This window comes from Actinomycetospora sp. CA-084318, assembly GCF_050955885.1.
Classification (GTDB): domain Bacteria; phylum Actinomycetota; class Actinomycetes; order Mycobacteriales; family Pseudonocardiaceae; genus Actinomycetospora.
The window spans coordinates 5,612,555-5,637,149 of sequence record NZ_CP192098.1 but is presented as its reverse complement, the minus strand read 5'-3'; the positions used below and the strand labels follow the sequence as shown (position 1 = coordinate 5,637,149).

At 72.6% G+C, this 24,595-nt stretch carries 23 protein-coding genes, 3 tRNA genes and 1 pseudogene; 24 read left to right on the top strand and 3 right to left on the bottom strand.

What is annotated here, in order from left to right; genetic code table 11:
• Window positions 1-86 precede the first annotated feature (86 nt).
• Genes ACQPYX_RS27470 through ACQPYX_RS27455 form a run of 4 tightly spaced genes read left to right on the top strand, consistent with a single transcriptional unit; the run spans window position 87 to window position 5,278 of the window.
• Complete coding sequence (locus ACQPYX_RS27470) at window positions 87-1,508, top strand: aldehyde dehydrogenase family protein (protein ID WP_433800451.1); 1,422 nt, start codon at window positions 87-89, stop codon at window positions 1,506-1,508.
• A gap of 11 nt (window positions 1,509-1,519) precedes the next feature.
• Complete coding sequence (locus ACQPYX_RS27465; RefSeq protein WP_433800450.1) at window positions 1,520-3,055, top strand: acyl-CoA synthetase; 1,536 nt, start codon at window positions 1,520-1,522, stop codon at window positions 3,053-3,055.
• Window positions 3,052-3,867, top strand: coding sequence for an alpha/beta fold hydrolase (locus ACQPYX_RS27460; protein ID WP_433800449.1), 816 nt, complete (start codon window positions 3,052-3,054; stop codon window positions 3,865-3,867). Before ACQPYX_RS27465 ends, ACQPYX_RS27460 begins: the two co-directional genes overlap by 4 nt.
• Window positions 3,868-3,895: 28 nt before the next feature.
• A complete protein-coding gene (locus ACQPYX_RS27455) occupies window positions 3,896-5,278 on the top strand; it encodes a WS/DGAT/MGAT family O-acyltransferase (RefSeq protein WP_230756031.1) in 1,383 nt (460 codons plus the stop codon).
• On the opposite strand, the gene ACQPYX_RS27450 is transcribed toward ACQPYX_RS27455, so the two are convergent.
• Entirely contained in the window at window positions 5,275-6,111 is an 837-nt protein-coding gene (locus ACQPYX_RS27450; protein WP_433800448.1) for an alpha/beta fold hydrolase, read from the bottom strand. The two genes, ACQPYX_RS27455 and ACQPYX_RS27450, sit on opposite strands and share 4 nt — an antisense overlap.
• Before the next feature lie 134 nt (window positions 6,112-6,245).
• On the opposite strand from ACQPYX_RS27450, the gene ACQPYX_RS27445 reads away from it, so the two are divergent.
• Window positions 6,246-6,401 carry a hypothetical protein gene (locus ACQPYX_RS27445; protein ID WP_433800447.1) on the top strand — a complete coding sequence of 52 codons (156 nt, stop codon included), beginning with the start codon at window positions 6,246-6,248 and terminating at the stop codon, window positions 6,399-6,401.
• On the opposite strand, the gene ACQPYX_RS27440 is transcribed toward ACQPYX_RS27445, so the two are convergent.
• Entirely contained in the window at window positions 6,386-7,687 is a 1,302-nt protein-coding gene (locus tag ACQPYX_RS27440; RefSeq protein WP_433800446.1) for a competence/damage-inducible protein A, read from the bottom strand. The two genes, ACQPYX_RS27445 and ACQPYX_RS27440, sit on opposite strands and share 16 nt — an antisense overlap.
• Before the next feature lie 318 nt (window positions 7,688-8,005).
• Here ACQPYX_RS27440 and ACQPYX_RS27435 point away from each other — a divergent pair, with 318 nt between their 5' ends.
• The 6 genes from ACQPYX_RS27435 to ACQPYX_RS27410 all read left to right on the top strand — a co-directional run bounded on the left by ACQPYX_RS27435 (window position 8,006) and on the right by ACQPYX_RS27410 (window position 11,366).
• Window positions 8,006-10,066, top strand: a complete 2,061-nt coding sequence (locus tag ACQPYX_RS27435; protein WP_230756022.1) for a putative bifunctional diguanylate cyclase/phosphodiesterase — start codon at window positions 8,006-8,008, stop codon at window positions 10,064-10,066.
• Window positions 10,067-10,082: 16 nt separating this feature from the next.
• Window positions 10,083-10,155: transfer RNA gene (locus tag ACQPYX_RS27430), tRNA-Thr, on the top strand.
• Between the two features lie 48 nt (window positions 10,156-10,203).
• Window positions 10,204-10,279, top strand: a tRNA-Met gene (locus ACQPYX_RS27425).
• Window positions 10,280-10,316: 37 nt separating this feature from the next.
• On the top strand, window positions 10,317-10,481 hold the full coding sequence (gene rpmG / locus ACQPYX_RS27420) for a 50S ribosomal protein L33 (protein ID WP_230756020.1): 165 nt from the start codon (window positions 10,317-10,319) through the stop codon (window positions 10,479-10,481).
• Window positions 10,482-10,497: 16 nt separating this feature from the next.
• On the top strand, window positions 10,498-10,947 hold the full coding sequence (locus ACQPYX_RS27415) for an FAS1-like dehydratase domain-containing protein (RefSeq protein ID WP_433800445.1): 450 nt from the start codon (window positions 10,498-10,500) through the stop codon (window positions 10,945-10,947).
• Window positions 10,944-11,366, top strand: coding sequence for a MaoC/PaaZ C-terminal domain-containing protein (locus ACQPYX_RS27410; protein ID WP_433800444.1), 423 nt, complete (start codon window positions 10,944-10,946; stop codon window positions 11,364-11,366). The genes ACQPYX_RS27415 and ACQPYX_RS27410 overlap by 4 nt, the downstream gene beginning before the upstream one ends.
• 60 nt (window positions 11,367-11,426) lie before the next feature.
• Here the strand turns inward: ACQPYX_RS27410 and ACQPYX_RS27405 are convergent, their stop codons facing one another.
• Window positions 11,427-12,689 carry a pyridoxal phosphate-dependent aminotransferase gene (locus ACQPYX_RS27405; RefSeq protein ID WP_433800443.1) on the bottom strand — a complete coding sequence of 421 codons (1,263 nt, stop codon included), beginning with the start codon at window positions 12,687-12,689 and terminating at the stop codon, window positions 11,427-11,429.
• A gap of 197 nt (window positions 12,690-12,886) precedes the next feature.
• Between ACQPYX_RS27405 and ACQPYX_RS27400 the strand changes: the two genes are divergently transcribed.
• The 13 genes and pseudogenes from ACQPYX_RS27400 to ACQPYX_RS27340 all read left to right on the top strand — a co-directional run bounded on the left by ACQPYX_RS27400 (window position 12,887) and on the right by ACQPYX_RS27340 (window position 24,594).
• Window positions 12,887-12,959: transfer RNA gene (locus tag ACQPYX_RS27400), tRNA-Trp, on the top strand.
• Between the two features lie 85 nt (window positions 12,960-13,044).
• Window positions 13,045-13,425, top strand: coding sequence for a preprotein translocase subunit SecE (gene secE, locus ACQPYX_RS27395; protein WP_433800442.1), 381 nt, complete (start codon window positions 13,045-13,047; stop codon window positions 13,423-13,425).
• 130 nt (window positions 13,426-13,555) lie between these two features.
• Window positions 13,556-14,497: a transcription termination/antitermination protein NusG gene (nusG, locus tag ACQPYX_RS27390; RefSeq protein WP_433803814.1), complete on the top strand. Its 942-nt coding sequence runs from the start codon at window positions 13,556-13,558 to the stop codon at window positions 14,495-14,497.
• A 63-nt stretch (window positions 14,498-14,560) separates the two neighbouring features.
• On the top strand, window positions 14,561-14,995 hold the full coding sequence (gene rplK / locus ACQPYX_RS27385) for a 50S ribosomal protein L11 (RefSeq protein ID WP_433800441.1): 435 nt from the start codon (window positions 14,561-14,563) through the stop codon (window positions 14,993-14,995).
• An 81-nt stretch (window positions 14,996-15,076) separates the two neighbouring features.
• A complete protein-coding gene (rplA, locus tag ACQPYX_RS27380) occupies window positions 15,077-15,787 on the top strand; it encodes a 50S ribosomal protein L1 (RefSeq protein WP_433800440.1) in 711 nt (236 codons plus the stop codon).
• A 333-nt stretch (window positions 15,788-16,120) separates the two neighbouring features.
• Window positions 16,121-16,717, top strand: coding sequence for a 50S ribosomal protein L10 (rplJ, locus tag ACQPYX_RS27375; protein ID WP_433800439.1), 597 nt, complete (start codon window positions 16,121-16,123; stop codon window positions 16,715-16,717).
• Between the two features lie 43 nt (window positions 16,718-16,760).
• Window positions 16,761-17,150, top strand: a complete 390-nt coding sequence (gene rplL / locus ACQPYX_RS27370; RefSeq protein ID WP_433800438.1) for a 50S ribosomal protein L7/L12 — start codon at window positions 16,761-16,763, stop codon at window positions 17,148-17,150.
• Between the two features lie 346 nt (window positions 17,151-17,496).
• Window positions 17,497-18,495: pseudogene (locus tag ACQPYX_RS27365) on the top strand (ABC transporter ATP-binding protein); the annotation flags it as partial.
• A gap of 716 nt (window positions 18,496-19,211) precedes the next feature.
• The gene (locus ACQPYX_RS27360) at window positions 19,212-20,006 is read left to right on the top strand and encodes an MlaE family ABC transporter permease (protein WP_286051515.1); all 795 of its coding nucleotides are present in this window, start codon (window positions 19,212-19,214) and stop codon (window positions 20,004-20,006) included.
• A 52-nt stretch (window positions 20,007-20,058) separates the two neighbouring features.
• A complete protein-coding gene (locus ACQPYX_RS27355; protein WP_179795287.1) occupies window positions 20,059-20,898 on the top strand; it encodes an MlaE family ABC transporter permease in 840 nt (279 codons plus the stop codon).
• Window positions 20,895-22,325, top strand: a complete 1,431-nt coding sequence (locus ACQPYX_RS27350) for an MCE family protein (protein ID WP_433800437.1) — start codon at window positions 20,895-20,897, stop codon at window positions 22,323-22,325. Before ACQPYX_RS27355 ends, ACQPYX_RS27350 begins: the two co-directional genes overlap by 4 nt.
• Window positions 22,322-23,374 carry an MCE family protein gene (locus ACQPYX_RS27345; protein WP_433800436.1) on the top strand — a complete coding sequence of 351 codons (1,053 nt, stop codon included), beginning with the start codon at window positions 22,322-22,324 and terminating at the stop codon, window positions 23,372-23,374. The genes ACQPYX_RS27350 and ACQPYX_RS27345 overlap by 4 nt, the downstream gene beginning before the upstream one ends.
• Window positions 23,362-24,594: an MCE family protein gene (locus ACQPYX_RS27340; protein ID WP_433800435.1), complete on the top strand. Its 1,233-nt coding sequence runs from the start codon at window positions 23,362-23,364 to the stop codon at window positions 24,592-24,594. The genes ACQPYX_RS27345 and ACQPYX_RS27340 overlap by 13 nt, the downstream gene beginning before the upstream one ends.
• Window position 24,595: the final 1 nt, after the last annotated feature.

The following is a 24,595-nucleotide window of genomic DNA, read 5'->3' as shown; positions in this document are numbered from 1 at the left end:
CGGGCTCCTTCTCCACGGTCTTGATCGCCGACCGTAACGCACTATACGTTGTGTTCTCGCCGACGCGAGGACGCCGAGGAGGAACGATGTCGACGGACACGGCCGCACGGGGCTCCGCGACCACGACCCCGGTGGCCACGGCCGTGACCACGGCGCGAGCGGCCTACGACTCCGGCCGCACGCGGTCCCTGCGCTGGCGGCGGACCCAGCTCGCCGCCCTCGAACGGCTGCTGGTCGAGGCCGAGGACGAGCTCGTCGCCGCCCTCGCGGCCGACCTCGGGCGTCCCGCGGTCGACGCGTGGCTCGCCGACCTGTCGTCCACCGCCGCGGAGGCGCGCTACGCCCGCCGGTACCTGGGGTGGTGGGCCCGCCCCCGGGTGACCGGGGTCCCCCTGGGCGTTGCACCCGCCGTCGGGACCTGGCGGCCCGAGCCGCTCGGCGTCGTCGCGATCGTCGGGCCCTGGAACTACCCGGTCTACCTCACGCTCGCGCCGTTGGTCGCGGCGCTCGCGGCCGGCAACACCGCGGTGCTCAAGCCCAGCGAGTACGCGCCCGCCACGGCCGCCGCCCTGCACCGGCTCGTCCCCCGCCACCTCGACCCGGAGGCCGTCACGGTCGTCACCGGCGGGCCCGCCGAGACGCAGGAGCTGATCGGCGCCGGGGTCGACCACGTGTTCTTCACCGGCAGTCCCGAGGTCGGCGCGAAGGTCATGGAGACCGCGGCGCGCACGCTGACGCCGGTCACGCTCGAGCTCGGGGGCAAGAGCCCGACGATCGTCGACGCGAGCGCCGACGTCGCGGTCGCCGCCCGCCGCATCGCCTGGACGAAGCTGATGAACTCGGGCCAGACCTGCGTCGCACCGGACTACGTGCTGGTACACCGCGCGGTCGTCGACGAGTTCCTCGAGGAGTTCGGCCGCGCGGCCCGCGAGATGCGCGCGGGCGACCTCGCCATGCGGGTGGTGGACGACCGGCACGGCGACCGCGTGCGCGGCCTGCTCGCCGACCACGGCGGGCGGGTGGTCCTGGGCGGGGACACCACGGTCACGACGGCGGGGACCGGCGAGCTCGCGGGTCCGGGCGTCGACCTCACCGTGGTCCTCGATCCCGACCCCGACTCGGCCCTCATGCGCGAGGAGATCTTCGGGCCGGTGCTCCCGGTGCTCACCGTCGACTCGACGGACGAGGCGATCGCCTTCGTCGAGGCGCGCCCCCGCCCGCTCGCGACCTACGTCTTCTCCCGCACCCGCGCGACGATCGAGTCGGTCCGGGACCGGATCGCCACCGGCGGGATCGTCACCAACCACACCATGTTCCACGTCCTCGTCCCGCAGTTGCCCTTCGGCGGCATCGGGCGCAGCGGGATGGGTGCCTACCACGGCAAGTGGGGCTTCGAGGCCCTCAGTCACCGCCGCCCGACCCTGATCAAGCCGACCTGGCCCGACCCGTCGCTCGTCTACCCGCCGTACGCGGAGTCGACGAGGAAGCTGCTCCGGAAGATCTTCTAGGAGGACCTGCCGTGTACCCCGGGACCTTTGCCGCCTCCGCCCCGGAGCGGCCCGCCGTCGTCGTCGCCGAGACCGGCCAGACGCTCACCTACGCCGAGCTCGACCGCGAGTCGACCCGGTTGGCCCGCGCCCTGCACGAGCAGGGCCTGCGCCGCGGTGACGTCGTCGCCATGCTCGCCGACAACACCCCGTGGGCGTTCGTCGTGTACTGGGCCGCGCAGCGCTCGGGCCTCTACATCACGGCGATCAACCACCACCTCTCGCCGGACGAGGCCGCCTACATCGTCGACGACTGCGGCGCGCGCGTGCTCGTGGTCGCCGGTCGGCGGCCGGCGCTGCGCGAGCTCGCCGTCGCGCTGGTCGACCGCACCCCGGGGGTCGCACACCGGATCTCCCTCGACGGGGACCTCGACGGGTACGCCGACGGTGCGGCGCTGCTGGCCGGGACGTCCGCCGAGCCGTTGGCCGACCAGCCCCGCGGCTCCGACATGCTCTACTCCTCGGGCACCACCGGCCGCCCCAAGGGGATCAAGCCGCCGCTGCCCGACCGCCAGGTCGACGAGCCCGGTGACCTCCTGCTCGCCGTGTTCGGCAAGCTCTACGGGTTCGACGAGGACACGGTCTACCTGTCGCCGGCGCCGGTCTACCACGCCGCGCCGCTGCGCTACTGCGGGATGATCCAGTCGACCGGCGGCACCGTGGTGCTGATGCAGCGCTTCGACCCCGAGGGCGCCCTCGCGGCGATCGCGGAGCACCGCGTCACCCACGGCCAGTTCGTGCCCACGATGTTCGTGCGCCTGCTCAAGCTGCCGCAGGAGACGAAGGACGCCTACGACGTGTCGAGCCTGCGCGTCGTGGTCCACGCCGCGGCGCCGTGCCCGGTCGACGTCAAGCGCGCCATGATCGACTGGTGGGGCCCGGTGCTGCAGGAGTACTACGCCTCCACCGAGGCCAACGGCGTCACGCTCATCGACTCGGCGACCTGGCTGGAGCACCCCGGCTCGGTCGGCCGCGCGGCGCTCGGCGTCCTGCACATCTGCGACGACGACGGGCGCGAGGTCCCGACGGGGGACGTGGGCACGGTCTACTTCGAGCGCGACGAGCTCCCGTTCGCCTACCACAACGACGACGAGAAGACCCGCGCCGCGCAGCATCCCGAGCACCCCACCTGGACGACGACCGGCGACCTCGGCCGGGTCGACGAGGAGGGCTTCCTCTACCTCACCGACCGCAAGAGCTTCATGATCATCTCGGGTGGCGTGAACATCTACCCGCAGGAGATCGAGGACGCCCTCGCCCTGCACCCGAAGGTGCTCGACGTCGCCGTCGTCGGGGTCCCCGACGAGGACATGGGCGAGTCGGTCCTCGCGGTGGTCAGCCCCGCGGGCGAGCCGTCCGACGACCTGGCCGAGGAACTCCTCGCGCACCTGCGGGGCCGTATCGCGGGCTACAAGGTGCCGAAGCGGCTGGTGTTCGACGACGACCTGCCGCGCACCCCCACCGGCAAGCTGGTCAAGGGGCAGCTGCGCGAGCGGTACGCCGCGTGAGCACCGACGCGCACCGCGGCGGCACCGGGTCGCCCCTGGTGCTGCTGCACGGCGCCTCGGTGTCCTGGCGCTCGTGGCAGCCGGTGCTCGCCCCGCTCGCGCGGGAGCACCGCGTGTTCGCCCCGACGATGCCCGGTCACCGCGGCGGACCGGTGTGGGACACCGCCCTCGGCCCGTTCACGATCGACCGCCTCGTCGACGGCGTCTGCGCCCAGCTGGACGCGGAGGGGATCGACACCGCCCACGTCGTCGGGAACTCCCTCGGCGGGTGGGTGGCCCTCGAGCTCGTCCGGCGGGGCCGGGCGCGGTCGGCGGTGGCGCTGTCGCCCGCCGGGGCGTGGCGGTCGGGCTGGGACCTGCGGCGGCTGCTGTGGACCTTCCGCGTGCTGCGGGCCGTGGCGCGACCGTCGTTCGCCCCGGTGCTCGCCGGGAACCCGCGCCTGCGTCGGGCGCTGCTGCGCAAGACCATGGAGCACGGCGACCGGGTCGGCCCGGAGCTGGTACCGGACATGATCGCCGACGTCCGGCAGTGCGACGTGCTGCTGCCGTTGCTCGACGCCGCCGTCGCGCACGGGGCGACCCGCGTGCTCCGGGACCTGTCCTGCCCGGTCCGGATCGCCTGGGCCGAGCACGACCGGATGATCCCCTGGCGGTCCTACGGCGCCCCGATGCGCCGCGTCGTCCCCGACGCCGAGTTCGTCCGCCTGCCCCGCGTCGGCCACGTGCCGATGTGGGACGACCCCGCCCTCGTCGTCGACGCGGTCCTCGGCGTCACCCGCACCGTCGACGCCTCCCGGAGAGCCCTCGCATGATCCCCGTCGCTCCGCTCGCCCCGCACGCATGACGACCCTCGTCCCACCGCAGGACGCGCTGTTCCTCCTCGGCGAGTCCCGCGAGAACCCGACCCACGTCACCGCCCTGCAGATCCTCCGGCCGCCCGCGGACGCCGGCGAGGACTGGCTCGACGAGCTGTACGCGACCCTCGTCGACCCCACCGACCTGAAGAGCGCCTTCGCGCGCAGGCCGGTCCGGTCGCTCACGACCGCGGGGGCCTGGGCCTGGGAGCCCGACGAGGACCTCGACCTCGCGAGTCACGTGCGCCGGACGGCACTCCCGGCCCCCGGCCGGGTGCGCGAACTGCTCGAGCACGTGTCCGCGCTGCACGCCCGGCTGCTCGACCGCAGCCGCCCGCTGTGGGAGGCCGAGCTCGTCACCGGGCTCGCGGACGGTCGCTTCGCACTGGTCACGAAGCTGCACCACTCGCTGTTCGACGGCATCACGCTGAGCCGGCACATCGTCTCCGGGCTGGCGTTCGACCCGGAGACCCGCGGGTGCCGACCGCCCTGGCGTCGCAGCACCACCCGACCCCGGCGGTCGTCGGGCGAGGAGGACGGCGGCACCGTCGGCGACCTGATCCGCAGCGCCGCCGGCATGGCCGGCGGGGTCGTCGGTGGTCTCCCGGCCCTGGCGAGGGCGCTCGCGCAGGTCGCCACGGGCGACGTCGGGGTCGCCTTCCAGGCCCCGCACACCCGCCTGAACGAGCGGCTCTCCGGGCAGCGCCGCTTCGCGGGCGAGAGCTGGCCGTACGCCCGGCTCGCCGACGTGGCGAAGCGCCACGAGGTGACCGTCAACGACGTCGGGCTCGCCATGTCCTCGGGCGCGCTGCGGGCCTATCTCGACGACCTCGGGGAACTGCCCCCGAGCTCGCTGGTGGCGATGGTGCCGGTGTCGCTGCGCGGGACGGACACCCGGGGCGAGGCCACCCAGGGCAACGCCTGGGGCTCGGTCTTCTGCGTGCTCGGCACCGATCTCGCCGACCCCGCCGACCGGCTCGCCAAGGTGCACGCCTCGATGACGCAGGGCAAGGCGGCGCTGCGCTCGCTCGACCCGGTCACGTCGGTGGCGCTGAACGTCGCGACCATGGGTCTCGCGGCCCTGCCGACCCTGCGGATGCTGCCGATGCCGCCGCGGCCGGTGGTCAACCTGATCATCTCGAACGTGCCCTCCACCGAGGAGCGGCAGTACTTCGACGGTGCCGAGGTGACCGACAACTACCCGGTGTCCATGGTGGCCGACGGGCAGGCCCTCAACATCACGCTCGTGCGCTACGCCGACGAGATGGCCTTCGGGCTCACCGGCTGCCCGCGGGCGGTACCGCACCTGCAGCGCCTGCTCGGCCACCTCGACACCGCGCTGGTCGAGCTGGAGTCGATCCAGCCCTAGACGTGCTCGCCGACGTGCTCCACGACGAGGTCCGCGAGGTCGTCCGGGGCCTCGTCCGGAATCCAGTGCGAGACCCCGGAGAGCACGACGAGCCGGTGCGGGGCGAGCACGAACCGGTCGTTGTGCTCCACGGCGGCGCGGGTGATGAAGCCGTCGCCGTCGCTCCACACCTGCAGGGCCGGCCGCTGCACCGGCCGGTGGGTGTAGCCCGGCGCCGCGAACGGCAGTGCCCGGTACCAGTTCAGCGGGCCGGTCGGGAACCGGGAGACGGCGGCCGCGTCCCGGGCGGCCTGGTCACGGGACGCGCCCGTCCGGCGCAGGATCGCGGCGAAGCGGGCCTCGTCGCCGAGCAGACGCTCCGGCAGCCACGGCAGCTGGAAGGCGCCCATGTACCAGGAGTGCGGCAGCTGCGGGCCCGCGTACATCGCGCGGAGGAACGCGGCGGGGTGCGGCACGGACACACCGGTCACGGTGCGGACCAGTTCCGGGCGGTGCGCCGCGAGCGCCCAGGCCACCACGGCGCCCCAGTCGTGCCCGACGACGTGCACCGAGCCGGCCCCGGAGGACTCCACGAGCGCGGCGGCGTCCTCGACGAGGTGCTCCACCCGGTAGGCGCGCCGACCCGAGGGCCGCGCGCCGGGGGAGTAGCCCCGCTGGTCCGGCGCGAGCGTGCGCAGGCCGGCGTCGTGCAGCCGCGCGGCGACCGGACCCCACGAGGCCGACGTCTGCGGGAACCCGTGCAGGAGCAGCACCGTCTCGTCCGCGTCCCGTGGCCCCGCGTCGACGACGTCGAAGCGCAGGGAGCCGTGGGTGAACGCGGTCAGCCGGGTCATGGTCCACATCGTGCCGCAGGACGCACGCGACACGTGCGGCGAACGCACCGTGTGCGGGGGTGCTCACGTTACGGTCGGCCCGCGCCCGATCCGGGTGGTGCACCGACCGGCGGAAGGACGCGATGAACCCGCGTGTGCGACTCCTGATCATCCTGGTCGTCGTCGCGATCGTGCTCTACTTCGTCATCGCCCAGCCCGACAACGCGGCCGCCCTCGTGCGCACCGTGCTCGCCGCGATCGGCGACGCCGTCGAGCAGATCATCCGCTTCTTCCGTCAGCTCACCGCCTGATCGCGCGGCGTGAGGATCCGCCGCACCAGGTGCATCGCGAGCACGACGGAGCGCTCGCGCACGTCGCCGCGCTCGCCCGGCAGCACCGGGTCGCGGACGATCTCGGCGCCGTCGGCGGTGCGCACGCAGAAGCAGACGTAGCCCACCGGCTTCGCCTCGGTGCCACCGCCGGGGCCCGCGATCCCGCTGATCGCCACCGCGACGTCCACGCCGAAGGCCTCGATCGCCCCCCGCGCCATCGCCTGCACGGCGCGGGGGGACACGGCGCCGTCGGTGTCGAGGACCTCCTGTGGCACGCCGAGCAGGTGCGCCTTCGCCTCGTTCGAGTAGGACACGATGCCGCCCTGCACGTGGGCGGAGGCGCCGGCCGGTGCGGTGAGCCGCCCGGCGAGCAGGCCACCGGTGCAGGACTCGGCGGTCGCGATGGTGTGTCCGGAGAGCAGGTCGAACAGGATCTCGTCGATCGTCTCGCCGGTCCGGGAGAACACCGCGGACCCGTGGCGGGCGTCGATCTCCGCGACGACCGCGTCGTGCGCGGCCGCCGCGGCCTCGTCGCCGGGAGCGCGGCGCAGGTCGACCTCGAGGGTGAAGTCGCGCAGGCAGGTGACGATCTCGAGCGGGGTGAGGTCGATGCGGCCGCCGACCGCGCGCAGGGTGGCCGCGATCTCCGACTCCGGGACACCGAACAGCCGCAGGTGGGTCTCCGCGAACGGCTCGGTGCGCGCCAGCAGCGCCTGCATCGGCGCGGAGGCGACCGCGTCGTCCCACATGCCCTGGACCTCGCGCGGAGGTCCCGGCAGCACCAGCACCGTGGGCCGGAAGCCGTCGCCGGGCGGGACCGCGAGGCCGGGGGCGGTGCCGACCGGCGGGATGGCGGAGGCCCCGCGCGGCACCATCGCCTGCTTGCGGTTGGCCTCCGCGAGCGCGTCGGCGTCCCAGCGCAGACGGTCGGCGAAGCGGGCGATGATGTCGCCGACCACCTTCTCCATGTGCTCGTCGAGCTCGAGCGGTCGGCCGGTGAGGTCCGCGACCACGGCCGCGGTGAGATCGTCGGCGGTCGGGCCGAGGCCGCCGCTGGTGACCACCAGGTCGAGCCCGGCGAGGGAGCGCAGCGCCGCCTCCATCTCCTCCGGCCGGTCGCCGACCAGGACGATCTCGGTGACGTCGATCCCGAGCCGACCGAGGCGCTCGGCGATCCAGGGCCCGTTCGCGTCCCGTACGCGGCCCGCGAGCAACTCGCTGCCGGTGGCGACGATGCCCGCCGTGACCCGTGCTCCCGCGGCCATCCGCTCCTCCTCGTCCACGACGGTGCGTCCGGTCCATCCCACCAGGACCGGGCGCGGTCCGCCGGTCGGCGTGAGCCCGGTGCCGGGTCGTGTCGATCCTGTCCCGGACGGTGACTGAATCCGATGGTTCCCCCGGAGATCGCGCACGATTGCTACGGACGGGTGATATACGGCGCCCCAGATCCATCAGGATTCTTGCGTAGAGTGAGCGGGTACCTGATGGGGTGACTGCATGACGTCCCGAGCGCGGGCGGAGGTGAGGGCCATGACGGCGACGACGCGGCGGCCCCGCACCCGACCCACCGGACGGGCCCGGCGGTGAGCGCGGGTCTCGTCGCGGTCGCCGTCGCGGTCGCCGTGGTCGGGCTGCTCGTCGTCGTCGCCCTGCTGCTGCGCGGCGCCCGCCGCCGCCGCTCGTCCGACCTGCGGACCCTCGGGGCGGTCGGGCGGGCGCTCGCCGCCCACGCCGGCCGCCGCGGCACCGACGACGGTCGTGTCGCCGCCCGGGCGGTCGCCGAGGCGTTGCGGGCGCGCTACGACGCGCGGCGGGTGGTGCTCGCGGTCGCCTCGGTCGTGGAGCACGCGGGTGCCCCCCTGCCCGAGGACCTGCGCGCCGTCGACCTGGTGGCCCCGGACGAGGCGTTCACGGCGCGCGGGGCGTCCCGGTGGCACCGGCGCACGGCCCCGGACGAGGTCCGCGGGTGGATGACCGCGCGCCGCGCGACCGAGGTGCTCGTCGCGCCGGTCGCGGCCCCCGAGATCCACGACGCGGCGGGCGAGCCGCTCTCCTCGCAGGTGGTGCGCGCGCGGCGCGGCGTCGTCGAGATCCACGACCCGGGACGGGGCCGGGCACGCCGGTCCGGCGCCCGTCGCCGGCCCGGTCGCGCCGTGGTCCGCGGCGAGCTCGCCCTGCTCGCCACCATCGCGCGGCAGGTGGGCGCCGAGGTGGAGAACACGCGGCTCGAGGCCCGCCTGCGCCGCGACGCCCACCGCGACCCGCAGACCCGCCTGCTCAACCGGTCCGGCTTCCTGCAGGCGTGCGCGCGCGAGGTCCACGCCGGTGCCGGCGCGGTCGCGGTCATCTCGTTCGGCCTGCTCGACCAGGTCAACGACACCCTCGGACACGCCGGTGGGGAGCACTTCGTGGCCCTCGCGGCCCGGCGCCTGGACGCCGTGTGCGGCAGCGAGCGCGCCGCGAGCGTGGCCCCGGGCGCCCGGCTCGCGGCCCGGTTGGAGGGCGACACCTTCGCCGTCCTCGTCGCGGGGGTCGACCCGCCCACCGCGAAGGCGAGCGCCGAGGAGATGCGCGAGGCCCTCGCCCGCCCGCTGGTGCTCGAGGGCATCCCGTTCGAGGCGCCCGTCCTGGTCGGGGTCGCCGCGGCCGGTGTCCCCGGGCTCGCCGGGGAGCACGACCCGCACGTGCTCGCGTCCCGCCTGCTCGCCCGCGCCGACGTCGCGCTGACCGCGGCCCGCGACGGCGGGCCCGTCCGCTGCTACGACCCGAGCATGGGGGAGCGGGCGGACCGCAGGCTCGCCGTGATCCGCGGCTTCGGGCGGGCCGTGGAGGGCGGGCACCTGCGGGTGCACTACCAGCCCACGGTCTCGCTGGAGGGCCGGACGGTGCTGGGGGTGGAGGCCCTCGCGCGCTGGGAGCACCCGGAACTCGGCGCGCTGCTGCCCGACGAGTTCGTGCCCGTCCTCGAGGCCACCGGCCAGATCGGCGGGCTCACCGAGTTCGTGCTCGACGAGTCCCTCGCGGCCGCCCGCCGCTGGCTCGACCGGGGCCGCCGGCTCTCGGTGGCGGTCAACCTCTCGGTCGGCTCCCTGGACGACGACTTCCCGGAGCTGGTCGCGGCCGCGCTCGCCCGGCACGGCGTCCCGGCCGAGCTGCTGACCCTCGAGGTCACCGAGAGCGGGGTGTCGGTCGAGCGCGACCACGCCCTGCCGGCGCTGCGCCGGCTGCACGCGCTGGGCTGCCGGCTCGCCGTGGACGACTTCGGCACCGGGCAGTCCTCGCTCGCGCACCTGCGGCGGTTGCCGGTGGACACCGTGAAGATCGACAAGAGCTTCGTGCTCGGGATGGGCACCGAGTCCGGTGACGTCGCGGTGGTCCGGGCCATCGTCGAGATGGGGCACACCCTCGGGCTGACGGTGGTCGCGGAGGGCGTCGAGAGTGCCGCCGTGCGCACCGCGCTGGCCGAGATGGGCTGCGACGTGGCGCAGGGCTACCTGGTCTCCAAGCCGCTGCCGGTCGGGAGCCTGGAGCGGTGGCTGGACGCGCTGGCCGAGGCAGGGGGTGCCGCGCAGGGTGCGGAGGGAGGCCCTGTACGCTGGTCACCGCCCGCAGAGACGGCGCCCGGAACCCCCGGGGCGGCCTGAACCGGCGGGATGACTGGCCCCTTTAGCTCAGTCGGCAGAGCGTCTCCATGGTAAGGAGAAGGTCTACGGTTCGATTCCGTAAAGGGGCTCGGCGAGAGGAGACCGGCGGGGGATTCCCGCCGGTTTCGTCATGCCGTGGCGGTGTAGCTCAGGTGGCAGAGCAAGCGGCTCATAATCGCTGTGTCGCCGGTTCAAGTCCGGCCACCGCTACCAGGACAGACGCAGTCGTAGTTCTCGAAAGGACACTCCCATGGCCGCAACCGACGTGCGCCCGAAGATCACGCTCGCGTGCGAGGAGTGCAAGAACCGCAACTACATCACGCGCAAGAACCGGCGCAACGACCCCGACCGGCTCACGCTGAAGAAGTTCTGCCCGAACTGCGGCACCCACCGCGGGCACCGCGAGACCCGCTAGGAGCGGGTCCCGCGCCGTGGCTCTCGACGCGTCGTTCGTCGGTCGCTCCTGGCCGCCCCGCACCTACCGCGTGGGGGCGGAGAAGGTCCGTGAGTTCGCCCGGGCCGTCGGGGCGACCGACCCGGTCCACACCGACGTCGAGGCGGCGCGGGCGGCGGGGCACGCCGACGTCGTGGCCCCGCCGACCTTCCCGGTGGTCTTCACCTGGGAGGCCACGCGCGAGGTCGTGGACGACCCCGCCCTCGGCCTGGACTTCACCCGCGTCGTGCACCGCGATCAGGCCTTCGAGCTGCACCGGCCGGTCGTCGCGGGCGACGTGCTGACCACCGTCGTCAGCGTCGCCGAGATCAAGGAACTCGCGGGCAACGACGTCGTGACCTTCCGCTGCGACGTCACCGACCCCGACGGTGCGTCGGTGCTGGTCAGCACCGCCACCCTCGTCGGGCGGGCCGGGGAGGACGCATGATGCTCCCCGCGGTGACCACCGGTGACGAGATCGCCGGCCGCGAGGTCACGCTCACCCGCGCCGACCTCGTCCGCTACGCCGGCGCGTCGGGCGACCTCAACCCCATCCACTGGAGCGAGCGCACCGCCACGGCGGTCGGGCTCCCCGGGGTCATCGCGCACGGGATGCTGACGATGGCCCTCGCCGCCCAGTTCGTCGCGGACTGGGCCGGCGACCCCGCCGCCGTGCGGTCGTTCTCCACCCGCTTCACCCGGCCCGTCGTCGTCCCGGACGACGACGAGGGCGCCACGGTGACGATCGGCGCCACGGTGAAGGCGGTCGACGACGACGGGTCGGTCACCCTCGGCGTGACCGCCGTCGGCCCGGACGGCAAGGCCGTCCTGGGCAAGGCCGTCGCGGTCGTCCGCTCGCGCCGATAGGGCCACGGCCTGCGGGACGTCCGGCCCGGGGGTCCCCCGGGTACCGGACGCCCCGACCGGTCAGCGCATCTCGGCGAGGAGCTCCGCCATCCGGGTCACCCCGGCGCGCAGGTCGTCGTCGCCGAGCGCGTAGGACAGGCGGAAGTAGCCCGGCGTCCCGAACGCCTCACCCGGCACCACCGCGACCTCGGCGTGCTCGAGGATGGCCGCGGCGAGGTCGACCGACGTCTTCGGGCGCTCGCCGCGGAGCTCCCGGCCGAGCAGGCCCTGGACGTCGGCGTACGCGTAGAAGGCGCCCTTCGGAGTCGGGCACTCGACCCCGTCGATCGCGGAGAGCAGCTCGACGATGGTCCGCCGGCGACGGTCGAAGGCCGCGCGCATCTCGTCGACCGCGTCGAGCGGGCCGGACACGGCGGCGAGCGCGGCGCGCTGCGCCACGTTGCAGACGTTCGAGGTGACGTGCGACTGCATGTTCGCGGCCGCCTTGATCACGTCGGTCGGGCCGATCAGCCAGCCCACCCGCCACCCGGTCATGGCGTAGGTCTTGGCCACGCCGTTCACGACGATGCAGCGGTCGGCGATCTCCGGGACCGCCACCGGCATGGACACGTGCTCGGCACCGTCGTAGACGAGGTGCTCGTAGATCTCGTCGGCGATCACCCAGATGCCGTGCTCGGCGGCCCACCGGCCGACGGCCTCGACGAGCTCGCGCGGCGCGACGGCGCCGGTGGGGTTGGACGGGGAGCACCACAGCAGCACCTTGGTGCGCGGGGTCCGCGCGGCCTCCAGGGCCTCGACGGTGGGCAGGAAGCCCGTCGAGGCGTCGGTGTCGACCTGGACCGGCTCGCCGCCGGCCATGCGCGCGGCCTCGGGGTAGGTGGTCCAGAACGGCGCCGGGAGCAGGACCTCGTCGCCCGGGTCGACGATCGTCGCGAAGGCCTCGAACACGGCCTGCTTGCCGCCGTTGGTGATGAGCACCTGCGAGGCGCTGATCTCCCAGCCGGAGTCGCGCAGCGTCTTCGCGGCGACGGCCTCGCGGAGCTCGGGCAGCCCGCCGGCGGGGGAGTAGCGGTGGTTCTTCGGGTCGCTGCACGCGGCCACGGCGGCGTCCACGACCGGCTGCGGGGTCGGGAAGTCCGGCTCGCCCGCGCCGAACCCGATGACCGGCCGGCCGGCCGCCTTGAGGGCCTTCGCCTTGGCGTCCACGGCGAGCGTCGCCGACTCCGCGATCCCGCCGATGCGCTCGGAGATGCGCCGGTCGGTGGCGGCGGGGGCGTGGCCCCCCGGGGACGTCGAGCCCGACGAGGGCGTGACTGCGGTCATGTCGTGGGATTCTCCCACGTGCGCGCACCCCGGTTCCGGGGGGAGGTCGCGGCCCGTCCCGGGGCGCCCCGGGGTCGTCGGGAACGCCGGTGACGGGGTGCCGTAGCATGGTCGGTGAAGGACGGGGAGTCCTCGATTCGGCGCGTGCGCGCCCGGGTCCGTGGCCCCCCGCCCGGCGGCTCCCGACGAGCCGCCACAGGGGCGTAGCTCAACTGGCAGAGCAGCGGTCTCCAAAACCGCAGGTTGCAGGTTCAAGTCCTGTCGCCCCTGCACTGCGACGTGCAGGAATCGAGAGACGGCGCCCGGCTGCCGGCCCGCCGGGCGTCCGGCGGACGGGCCGGGTGAGGACGGAACAGTGAGCGAGGAGCGCAGCGGCCGCGGGGCCAACCGGCCCGACGGCGACGACGCGCGTGCCGACGCCCGTCCCACCACGGCCGCGGGCCGGCGCCGACGCGGTGCTCCCGACGCCGACACCGCGTCGGGATCGGTCGCCACCAAGGGCACCGCCACCCCGTCCCGCGACGGCCGCCCGACGGCGTCCGAGGGGTCGGTGTTCGCCCGGCTGCGCCGCTTCCTGCGGGAGGTCGTCGCCGAGCTGCGCAAGGTGCACTGGCCGACCCGGCGGCAGATCGTGGTCTACACCGCGGTGGTCCTGGTCTTCGTGGCGTTCATGGTCACCCTGGTCGGGCTGCTGGACGTCGGGTTCCAGAAGCTGACCTTCACGCTGTTCGGCTGACCGCCCGACCACCGGCCCCGGGCCGGTACCCGAGTGCGGACGCCAGGCCGCGCACCCGAAGGAAGTGAGAAGCGAAGTGACCTCCGCAGATGTTCCCGCCACCGGGCCCGAGGGCGGCGAGCCCGAGCTCGTGGGCGAGGCCCGCACGCGCGGCGTGATCGTGCGCGAGGGCTCCGACCTCAGCACCGAGGAGGCCCCGGCCACCCTCGACGACGCCGAGGTCGCCCGGGCCGCCGCGCGGGCCCGTGAGGAGGGCGACGTCCCCGAGGGCGACGAGGAGGTCGACCCGGAGGCCGACCTGGCCGCGGCGCGGGAGGCGCTCGGGGGGACCCCCGAGGAGGAGCCCGAGGACCTGCCGAGCCAGGCGGCCGGGACGGGCGACGCCGCCGTCGTCGAGGCCGAGGGCGCCCCGGCCGTGGTGCCGACCGAGCCCGCCGAGCCGGAGGAGCCCGAGGACCCGGTCCAGGCGCTCAAGGACTCGCTGCGGCTCGCCCCCGGTGACTGGTACGTCGTGCACTCCTACGCCGGCTACGAGAACAAGGTGAAGACGAACCTCGAGACGCGCGTGCAGACGCTCGACGTCGAGGACTTCATCTTCCAGGTCGAGGTGCCCACCGAGGAGGTCACCGAGATCAAGAACGGGCAGCGCAAGCAGGTCCAGCGCAAGGTGCTGCCCGGCTACATCCTGGTGCGGATGGAGCTCAACGACGCCTCGTGGAGCGCCGTCCGCAACACGCCGGGCGTCACGGGCTTCGTCGGGGCGACGTCGCGGCCCTCGCCGCTGACCCTCGACGAGGTCGTGAAGTTCCTGCTGCCGCGCCAGGAGGCGCCGGCGAAGAAGGCCAAGGGCGGCGACACGGCCGCCGCGGCCGCCGACACCCGCGGGCCCGCGCCGGTCGAGGTGGACTTCGAGGTGGGCGAGTCGGTCACCGTCATGGACGGCCCGTTCGCCACACTCCCGGCGAGCATCTCCGAGGTCAACGTCGACGCCCAGAAGGTCAAGGTCCTGGTGTCGATCTTCGGCCGCGAGACCCCGGTGGAGCTCGGCTTCAACCAGGTCTCGAAGATTTAGTCGTCCCCGCGCCGGTCCGGGCGGCGGGGCGAGCCCCGAGAAGAACGTGAGGAAGTCCGAGGAATGCCCCCGAAGAAGAGGCGACTCTCCGCGGTCGTCAAGCTGCAGATCAAGGCGGGTGCGGCCACGCCGGCCCCGCCGGTCGGCCCCGCGCTGGGTCAGCACGGCGTCAACATCATGGAGTTCTGCAAGGCCTACAACGCGGCCACCGAGGCGCAGCGTGGGCAGGTCGTGCCGGTCGAGATCTCGATCTACGAGGACCGCTCCTTCACCTTCGCGCTGAAGACGCCGCCGGCCGCCAAGCTGCTCCTCGCCGCGGCGGGGATCCAGTCCGGCAGCCCGACGCCGCACTCGAAGAAGGTCGGCACGGTCACCGACGCGCAGGTCCGTGAGATCGCGCAGACCAAGATGGCCGACCTCAACGCGAACGACATCGACCAGGCCGCCAAGATCATCGCCGGGACCGCCCGGTCGATGGGCCTGACCGTCTCCGGCTGACCCACTCCCGCCGGAGTTCCCGTGGGAGGGCGTGCGCCGCCCGTCACCACACCTGATCCGCATCCGTACGAAGGACAGAGCATGAAGCGCAGCAAGGCCTATCGCCAGGCCGCCGAGCTGATCGACGAGGAGCACCTCTACGCGCCCCTCGAGGCGGTCGAGCTCGCGAAGAAGACCTCGACCACGAAGATGGACGCGACCGTCGAGGTCGCGATGCGTCTCGGGGTCGACCCCCGCAAGGCCGACCAGATGGTCCGCGGCACGATCAACCTCCCGCACGGCACGGGCAAGACGGCCCGCGTCATCGTCTTCGCCACCGGGGACAAGGCCACCGAGGCCGAGGCGGCCGGCGCCGACGTGGTCGGCTCCGACGACCTCATCGAGCGCATCCAGGGCGGGTGGCTCGAGTTCGACGCCGCCGTCGCCGCGCCGGACCAGATGGCCAAGGTCGGGCGCGTGGCCCGCATCCTCGGCCCGCGCGGTCTGATGCCGAACCCGAAGACCGGCACGGTCACCCCGGACGTGACCCGTGCCGTCTCCGACATCAAGGGCGGCAAGGTCAACTTCCGGGTGGACAAGCAGGCCAACCTGCACCTGGTCATCGGGAAGGCCAGCTTCGACGCCGAGAAGCTCGTCGAGAACTACGGGGCAGCCCTCGACGAGATCCTGCGCGCGAAGCCGTCCGCCGCGAAGGGCCGCTACGTCAAGAAGATCACCGTCACGACGACGATGGGCCCGGGCATCCCGGTCGACCCGAACCGCACCCGGAACCTCACCTCGCCCGAGGCCTGAGTTCTCGCGGTCCCGGCCCGGGACACCCCGCTCGACGGGGTGTCCCGGGCCGTCGCGTATCCTGGACCGGACACCCCGACGGGTCCGCCCGTCGGCATCGTCACCGAGTTCCACCCGAGACCGTCGGTCTCCTCCCCGGCTCCGGCCGTGGGGGACGAAGGTCCGCTCCGGCGGACGGCCTGCGCAGGAGGACGAGGCAGCGATGAGCAGCGGGTTCCTGCCCGCCTCCTCCATCGAGCCCCGTGCGCCTGCGCACGGGGCTTCCTTCGTTTCCGGGCCCGTCGTCTCCGGGGGAGCACCGTCCGTACGCCCGAGTGAGGAGAGGAGGCGCGGATGGCTGAACGTGCACCGGCCGCCGACAAGGTGGCCGCCGTCGCCGAGATCGCCGCGGAGTTCCGCGACGCCTCGGCCATGGTCGTCACCGAGTACCGGGGCCTGACGACGAAGCAGATCACGCAGCTGCGACGGTCGCTGGGCGCCGACGTGAACTACACCGTCGCCAAGAACACGCTGGTCAAGCTCGCCGCCGCCGACGCGGGGGTCGAGGGACTCGACGAGCTCCTGGTCGGTCCGACGGCGATCGCCTTCGTGTCCGGGGAGCCCGTCGACGCCGCCAAGGCGCTGCGCGAGTTCCAGAAGGACAACAAGGCCCTCGTGGTCAAGGGCGGCTACATGGAGGGGCGTCCCCTCTCCGCCGCCGAGATCACGAAGCTGGCCGACCTGGAGTCCCGCGAGGTCCTGCTGGCGAAGCTCGCCGGCGCGATGAAGGGCAACCTTGCGAAGGCCGCCGGCCTGTTCAACGCCCCGGCCTCGCAGATCGCGCGCCTGGCCCAGGCCCTGCAGGACAAGCGGGCCGCCGAGGGCAGCGGGAGCACCGAGGAGGCCGTCGCGGCGGTCGAGTCGGCCGACGCCACCGCCGCCGAGTCCTGATCCCCGACACCACCCCCTGAACGCAGAAAGAGGGACCGCCACCATGGCGAAGCTTTCCACCGACGAGCTGCTCGACGCCTTCAAGGACATGACGCTGCTCGAGCTCTCGGAGTTCGTGAAGAAGTTCGAGGACACCTTCGAGGTCACCGCGGCCGCCCCGGTCGCCGCGGCCGCCGCGCCCGCCGCGGGCGGCGCCGCCGCCCCCGCCGAGGAGGAGAAGGACGAGTTCAACGTCGTCCTCGAGGCCGCCGGCGACAAGAAGATCCAGGTCATCAAGGTCGTCCGCGAGGTCGTCTCGGGCCTGGGCCTCAAGGAGGCCAAGGAGCTCGTCGAGAGCGCGCCGAAGCCGATCATCGAGGGTGTCGCCAAGGAGGCCGCCGAGGCCGCCAAGGCGAAGCTCGAGGAGGCCGGCGCCAAGGTCAGCCTGAGCTGATCCGGCACGCGTCTCTCCCGCAGGGGGTAGACGCGCCATCACTCGCACGACGGGGCGGGGTCCGACACGGACCCCGCCCCGTCGTCGTTCCTGGACCGTTCGGACCAGCGAATTCCGGTTCTCGCTCACCCGTTCGCCGCGCGTCCGGCTCCGCCGTACGCAGGGGTATCCCTGACGGGTGACCCGGGTTACCCGTCCAGTAACCTCCCGCAGCGCAGGTCGTTGTCGCTGTGATGCCCGACTCCTCGGGCCGTCGCGCCGTGGTCGGGCGCACAGTTCGGACGGGTCACGAGAACGGCCCGGTCCGTCCCACGGCGAGGTCGGACACCAGGCCGGGAGGAATTCAATGGGTGGCGTCGAGGTCGGGATCAAGAACCTCTCGAAGTCCTTCGGCAGCTCCAACATCTGGTCCGACGTGACGCTGACGCTGCCGGCCGGTGAGGTCAGTGTGCTGCTGGGACCGTCGGGTACCGGTAAGTCGGTCCTGCTGAAGTCGATCATCGGGCTGCTGAAGCCGGAGAAGGGCTCGATCTTCATCCACGACACCGACCTGGTTCGGTGTTCGGAGTCGCGGCTCTACGAGATCCGCAAGCTGTTCGGGGTGCTGTTCCAGGACGGCGCGCTGTTCGGGTCGATGAACCTCTACGACAACATCGCGTTCCCGCTGCGCGAGCACACCCGCAAGGGCGAGTCCGAGATCAAGGACATCGTCATGGAGAAGCTGGACCTGGTCGGTCTGGGCGGCGCCGAGGACAAGTTGCCCGGCGAGATCTCCGGTGGGATGAAGAAGCGCGCGGGGTTGGCGCGGGCGCTGGTGCTCGACCCGGAGATCATCCTGGTCGACGAGCCGGACTCGGGTCTGGACCCGGTCCGCACCGCGTACCTGAACCAGCTGATCGTGGACCTGAACACCCAGCTGGACGCGACGATCCTGATCGTGACCCACCACCTGGGCACCGCCCGGTCGCTGCCGGACAACATCGGGATGTTGTTCCGGAAGAACCTGGTGATGTTCGGGCCGCGGGAGGTGCTGCTGACCTCCGAGGAGCCGGTGGTGCAGCAGTTCCTGCAGGGTCGCCGGATCGGCCCCATCGGGATGTCCGAGGAGAAGGACACCGCCCAGATGGAGGCGGAGATGGAGGAGCTGAAGAAGCAGGGCGGGTCGGCGGAGTCCGAGGAGTCGTTCATCGACCCGCAGCTGCTGCCCACCGAGGGCCTCGGTGAGCGCAAGGCGGTGCAGCGGCGCAAGGACCGGGTCATGCAGGTCCTGCACACCCTGCCGGAGAAGGCGCAGACCGCGATCCTCGAGTCGTTGACCGAGGAGGACATGCAGCGGTACGGGATCTCGAAGGACCAGGACCGTACGGAACTGATCGAGGTCACGCGGGACCAGCCGCCCTCCGACGCCGACCCGTTCGGCTACCAGGCGATGGAGGAGAACCAGACCGAGTCGATGACCGAGGGGTCGCCGGCGGAGTCCGGGGGCGAGCCCGGGTCGGGTGACCCCGACGGTGACGCGGAGGCCCGCAAGGCGCCGCCGGAGCCGCCGGAGTCCGACGAGCCGCTGGTCGGCGTTCCGGTCGACGACTACGCCGGCGGCACGGTGGTGCTCCCGCAGGCCGGCGAGCACACCAAGTCCGAGGACGAGAAGTCCGACGAGAGCGGCGCGGCTCCCGAGGACGCCTCCGGGTCGAGCTCGGAGATGACGGAGACGGCCGCCGACGACACCGCGACCAGTCCCGGGAAGGACGCCGACGACGACCAGCGCACCGAGCAGATTCCGGTCGCGCAGGACTCGTCCTCGGCGACCGGGCCCGACGAGGGCCCGACGCAGCTCGTGGCGACGCCCGGTGCGATCGCCGACCGCTCGGACCGCGGGGACGAGCGCTCCGGGTGGGCGATGCCCGCCGCGACCGGCGCCGAGGGCGGCGAGCAGTCCGCGGCCGACCAGCTCGCCGGCGGCGCCAACCCCGCGAACACCCCCTCGTCCGACTCCGGCTCCGGCTCGGAGCGCAAGCGCTCCGAGGGCGGCCTGCGCCGGCTCTTCCGCCGGAGCGACTCGTGACCTCCCGCATCACCGCCGGGCGCTTCCCGGGCGCGGGGGCACTCTCCGCCACCGGCAAGCTCTTCGCCCTCGGTCTGGACATCTTCGTCGGCATCTTCCAGCGGCCGTTCCAGACCAAGGAGTTCATCGAGCAGTGCTGGTTCATCTCGCGGGTGTGCATCCTGCCCGCGGCGCTGGTCTCGATCTCCTTCGGCTCGGTCATCTCCCTGCAGCTGGGGTCGCTGATCCGGCAGTTCGGCGCGCAGTCGTTCTCCGGCGCGGCCAGCACGCTGGCGGTCATCCAGCAGGCGGCCCCGGTCATCTGCGCCCTCCTGGTGGCGGGCGCGGGCGGCTCGGCGGTCTGCGCCGACCTCGGCGCCCGCACCATCCGTGAGGAGATCGACGCGATGGAGGTGCTGGGCATCAACCCCATCCAGCGCCTCGTCGTCCCCCGCGTCCTCGCCGCGATGCTGGTGTCGGCGCTGCTGTTCGGTCTGGTCTCGATCGTCGGCGTGGCCGGCGGCTACTACTTCAACGTGGTCCTGCAGGGCGTCACCCCGGGCGCCTACATCCAGGGCTTCTCGGCTCTCTCGAAGCCCAGCGACCTGCTCGTCGGCTTCATCAAGGCGGTCCTGTTCGGCCTCGCGGCCGGCGTCGTCGCGGCCTACCGGGGGTTGAACCCCTCCGGTGGACCGAAGGGCGTGGGGGACGCGGTCAACCAGGCCGTGGTCATCACGTTCATCCTGCTGTTCGCGATCAACGTGATCGTGACGGCGGTCTACCTGAACCTCGTCCCACCGAACAAGTTCTAGGTCCGGACCACCTCATGCGGCTCGCTCCCCACACAGCCGGAGACACATCACGATGGCAGTGATCACGCGTCGCGCCCGCGCGCTCGTGGACGGCCCCCTGGGCGTCCTCGACACGATGGGGGACCAGGCGGCGTTCTTCGCGAAGACGATCGGCTGGATCCCCCGCACCCTGCGCCGCTACAAGCGCGAGGTGCTGCGCCTCCTCACCGAGGTCGCCTTCGGCTCGGGTGCCCTGGCGCTCATCGGCGGAACCGTCGTCATCGTGGCGACGCTGACGTTCTTCACCGGCTCGGTCGTCGGTCTGCAGAGCTACTCGGCCCTGAACCAGATCGGCACCTCGGCCTTCTCCGGCTTCGTGACGGCCTACTTCAACACCCGTGAGGTGGCGCCCCTGGTCGGTGCGCTCGCCCTGTCCGCGACGGTCGGGGCCGGCTTCACCGCCCAGCTCGGCGCGCAGCGGGTGTCCGAGGAGATCGACGCGCTCGAGGTCATGGCGGTGCCCTCGCTGCCGTTCCTCGTGACCTCGCGCGTCATCGCCGGCTTCATCGCGGTGATCCCGCTCTACGTCATCGGCCTGGTCGCCTCCTACCTGGCGTCCCGGCTGCTGGTGACGAACTTCTACACGCAGTCCTCGGGCACCTACGACCACTACTTCAACCTGTTCCTGCCGCCCGAGGACGTCGTCTACTCGTTCGCCAAGGTCCTGGTCTTCGCCTTCGCGATCATCCTGATCCACTGCTACTACGGCTACAACGCCGGCGGCGGCCCCGCGGGCGTCGGCGTGGCGGTCGGTAACGCGGTGCGGAACTCGATCGTCGTCTTCACCGTCCTGGACAACCTGCTGACCCTGGCCATCTGGGGCACCACGACGTCGGTCCGGATCGCCGGATGACCGCGCCGGTGAAGGACCTCCGCCCCCCGCTGTCCTCCACGCGCCGCCGCCTCTACGGGGTCGCGCTGCTGGTGATCATCGCGCTCGTCATCGGGCTGTGCCTCGCGCAGTTCAACAAGGTGTTCAAGTCCGTCGAGATGGTGACGCTGCAGACCGACACGGTCGGCAACCAGCTCTCGGCGCAGGGCGACGTCAAGGTCCGCGGCGTCATCGTCGGCGAGATCCGGTCGGTGTCCTCGGACGGGCAGAAGGCGACCGTCGAGATGGCGATGGACCCGGACGCACTCTCCGCGATCCCGAGCAACGTCACCGCGCGGCTGATCCCGAAGACGCTCTTCGGTGAGCGCTACGTGTCCCTGCAGATCCCGCCGAACCCCACGCAGCGACGGCTGGAGGGCGGGGACCTCATCCCCGAGGACCGCTCGCAGAACGCGGTGGAGACCGAGCAGGTGCTGAACAACCTGCTCCCGGTGATCCAGGCGGTCGAGCCGCAGAAGCTCTCGGACACCCTCGGCGCGATCTCGCAGGCGCTCTCCGGGCGTGGCACCCAGACCGGTCAGACCCTGGTGCAGCTCAACCAGTTCCTCACCGGGATCAACCCGTCGCTGCCCGACCTCATCAACGACCTGCGCCTGCTGGCCCCGACCGCGGACATCTACAACGCCGCGCTGCCGGACCTGCTCTCCGCGCTGGACAACCTGGTGACGACGAGCCGCACGCTCGTCGAGGAGCGCGCGGCGTTCGAGTCGACGTTCCGCTCGGTCACCTCCGCCTCCGACGTCACGACGACGTTCCTGGCGGCCAACCGGGACAACATCATCGAGCTCGCCGCCCGGTCGTATCCGGTGCTCGACCTCCTGCGCCGGTACAGCCCCGAGTTCCCCTGCCTGTTCCAGCAGCTGACCGACCTGACGCCGAAGATCAACGACGTCCTCAAGCCGGACACCGGCATCCAGATCGCGGCCGAGATCGTCATCGACCGCGGCAAGTACGTGCCGAGCGACAGCCCGGCCTTCCGCGACAAGCGCGGGCCGCGTTGCTACTTCGTCAACGGCAAGGCGCCGCAGTACCCGCCGGGCGGCCCGTTCGCGGACGGCTCGTACGCCCCGCCCGCCGCGTCCAACGCGAACATGGACGCCACCGGCGGGGACAACGGCGGCGTGCAGACCCGCCAGGCGAATCCCGCCACCACCGGTGGCGGCACGCCCGGCACGAGCACCGCCCCGGCGCCGACCGCGGGGCAGGGCGCGGCGCGGATCGACGCGGCCAACATCGGTCTGCCGAACACGCCCAACTCCCCGGAGGAGCGCAGCTTCGTGACCGAGCTGACCGCCATGCAGATGGGCGTGGCCCCGTCGCAGGTGCCGGCGTTCGCCCCCTACCTGACGGGCGCGACCATGCGCGGCACCACGGTGGAGCTCCGATGAGGGGCGTCGTCGCCCCGCTGGTGAAGCTGGGCATCTTCGCGCTGGTCACCGTGCTCTCGGTGGTGCTCCTGCTGGGCACCATCCAGAACAACTTCTTCGGCTCGACCGAGCAGTACAAGGCCCGCTTCACCGACGCGTCGGGCCTGATCGCGGGCAGCGACGTGCGGATCGCCGGCGTCCGGGTCGGTCGCGTCAACGACGTCGAGGTCGTCGACCGGTCGGTCGCGGAGGTCTCGTTCACCGTCGACGAGACCCGGAAGCTCCCGATCGGGGCCCGCTACGCGATCAAGTACCAGAACCTGGTCGGGCAGCGGTACCTCGACATCCAGCGCGGCAACGGGCCGATGAACCAGTTCCTGGAGCCGGGCGGGGTCGTCCCCGTGACCCAGACCCAGCCGCCGCTGAACCTCACCGTCGTCTTCAACGGGTTCAAGCCGCTGTTCCAGGCGCTGAGCCCGGACGACGTGAACAAGCTGTCGTTCGAGATCATCCAGGTGCTGCAGGGCGAGAGCGGCAACATCAACCAGTTGCTCGCGAGCACCGCGTCGCTGACCTCGACGATCGCCGACCGCGACGCCGTGATCGGCCGGGTCATCGACAACCTGAACCTGACGCTCGACACCGTGAACGCCCGCGACGACAAGCTCTCGAGCCTCATCGTGTCGCTGCAGCAGCTGGTGAGCGGCCTCGCGCAGGACCGGGTGGCCATCGGGTCCACCCTGCAACCGATCGCCGACCTCACGCAGGTGACCGCCGGCTTCCTCGCCGACGCCCGCCCGCCGCTGCGCGACGACATCGTCAAGCTCGGCCAGCAGGCGGACATCCTCAACCGCAACCGGGGCCTCGTGGAGAACTTCCTCCGGAACACGCCGCAGAAGGCCAACAACTTCGGGCGGGCCGGCAGCTACGGCTCCTGGTTCAACTTCTATCTCTGCTCGGCCGGCGTGAAGCTGGACACGACCCTCCCGGGGCCGATCCAGCTGCCGCTGCCGCCGCAGATCGACATCTCCATTCCGCTCCCGGGGACGGAGTACCGATGCAGCGGATGAAGCCGTTCCGCAAGCGCAACCCGATCATCATCGGCGCGGTGAGCCTGCTGGTCCTCGTGCTCCTGGTGCTCGCATCGCTGAACATCCGCGACCTGCCCCTCATCGGGCAGGGGGCGACCTACACCGCCCGCTTCGGCGAGGCGGCGGGCGTCCAGCCCGACGACGACGTGCGCGTCGCCGGGATCCGCGTCGGCTCCGTCACCGACGTCGCCCTCGACGGCAACGACGTGGTCATCTCGTTCAAGGCGCCGGACGCCTGGATCGGGGACCAGACCCGCGCCTCGATCGAGATCAAGACGCTGCTGGGCCAGAAGTACATCGCGCTGGACCCGGAGGGCTCGCAGGCGCTGGACCCGGACGTGTCCATCCCGCGCAGCCGCACCACGGCCCCGTTCGACGTCATCCAGGCGTTCTCCGACCTCACCACCACGGTGGAGGGGCTGAACACCGACCAGCTCGGCGAGAGCCTCAACACGCTGTCGCAGACCCTCGACGGGGCGTCCGGCCCGATCCGGCCGGCGCTCGACGGGCTCTCCCGGCTCTCCCGGACGATCTCCTCCCGCGACCAGGAGCTCGCGAAGCTCCTGGCCAACACGCGGGCGACGACGCAGGTCCTCGCCGACCGCAACCGCGACGTCGAGGTGCTCATCCAGAACGGCAACCTGCTGCTCGGGGAGCTGCGCAGCCGCAAGGCCGCCATCGACGACCTCCTCAACGGCACGATCGCGCTGTCCAACCAGCTCCGCGGCCTCGTCGCGGACAACCGGGCGACGCTCGGGCCGACGCTGGAGAGCCTCAACGGCGTCCTGACGACGCTGCAGGAGAACTCGGCGAACCTCGAGAACGGCATCCGCCTGCTCGCCCCGTTCGTCCGGGTGTTCGCCAACGTGGTCGGCAACGGCCGCTGGTTCGACGCCTACATCTGCAACCTGGACCCGCCGCTGGACCAGGCCTGCAACCCGGGCGCAGCGGGCGGCAACCCCGCCGGGTTCCTCACCGACCTGCTCGGCAACCTGGCGCCCGGCTCCCCGGTCATCACGGGGGCGGTCAACCAGCTCGGTCAGCCCCTGCTCCAGGCCGGCCAGCAGGCCGGGATCGACCTGAACTCCCTGTTCCCGGGCGGCGTGCCGCTCATCAACCCCGCCGCGATCGGCCAGCGCCAGGCGGCGCCCGCGCCGGCCCCGGCGCCCGCCCAGCAGCCGACCCAGGGAGGGGGCTGAC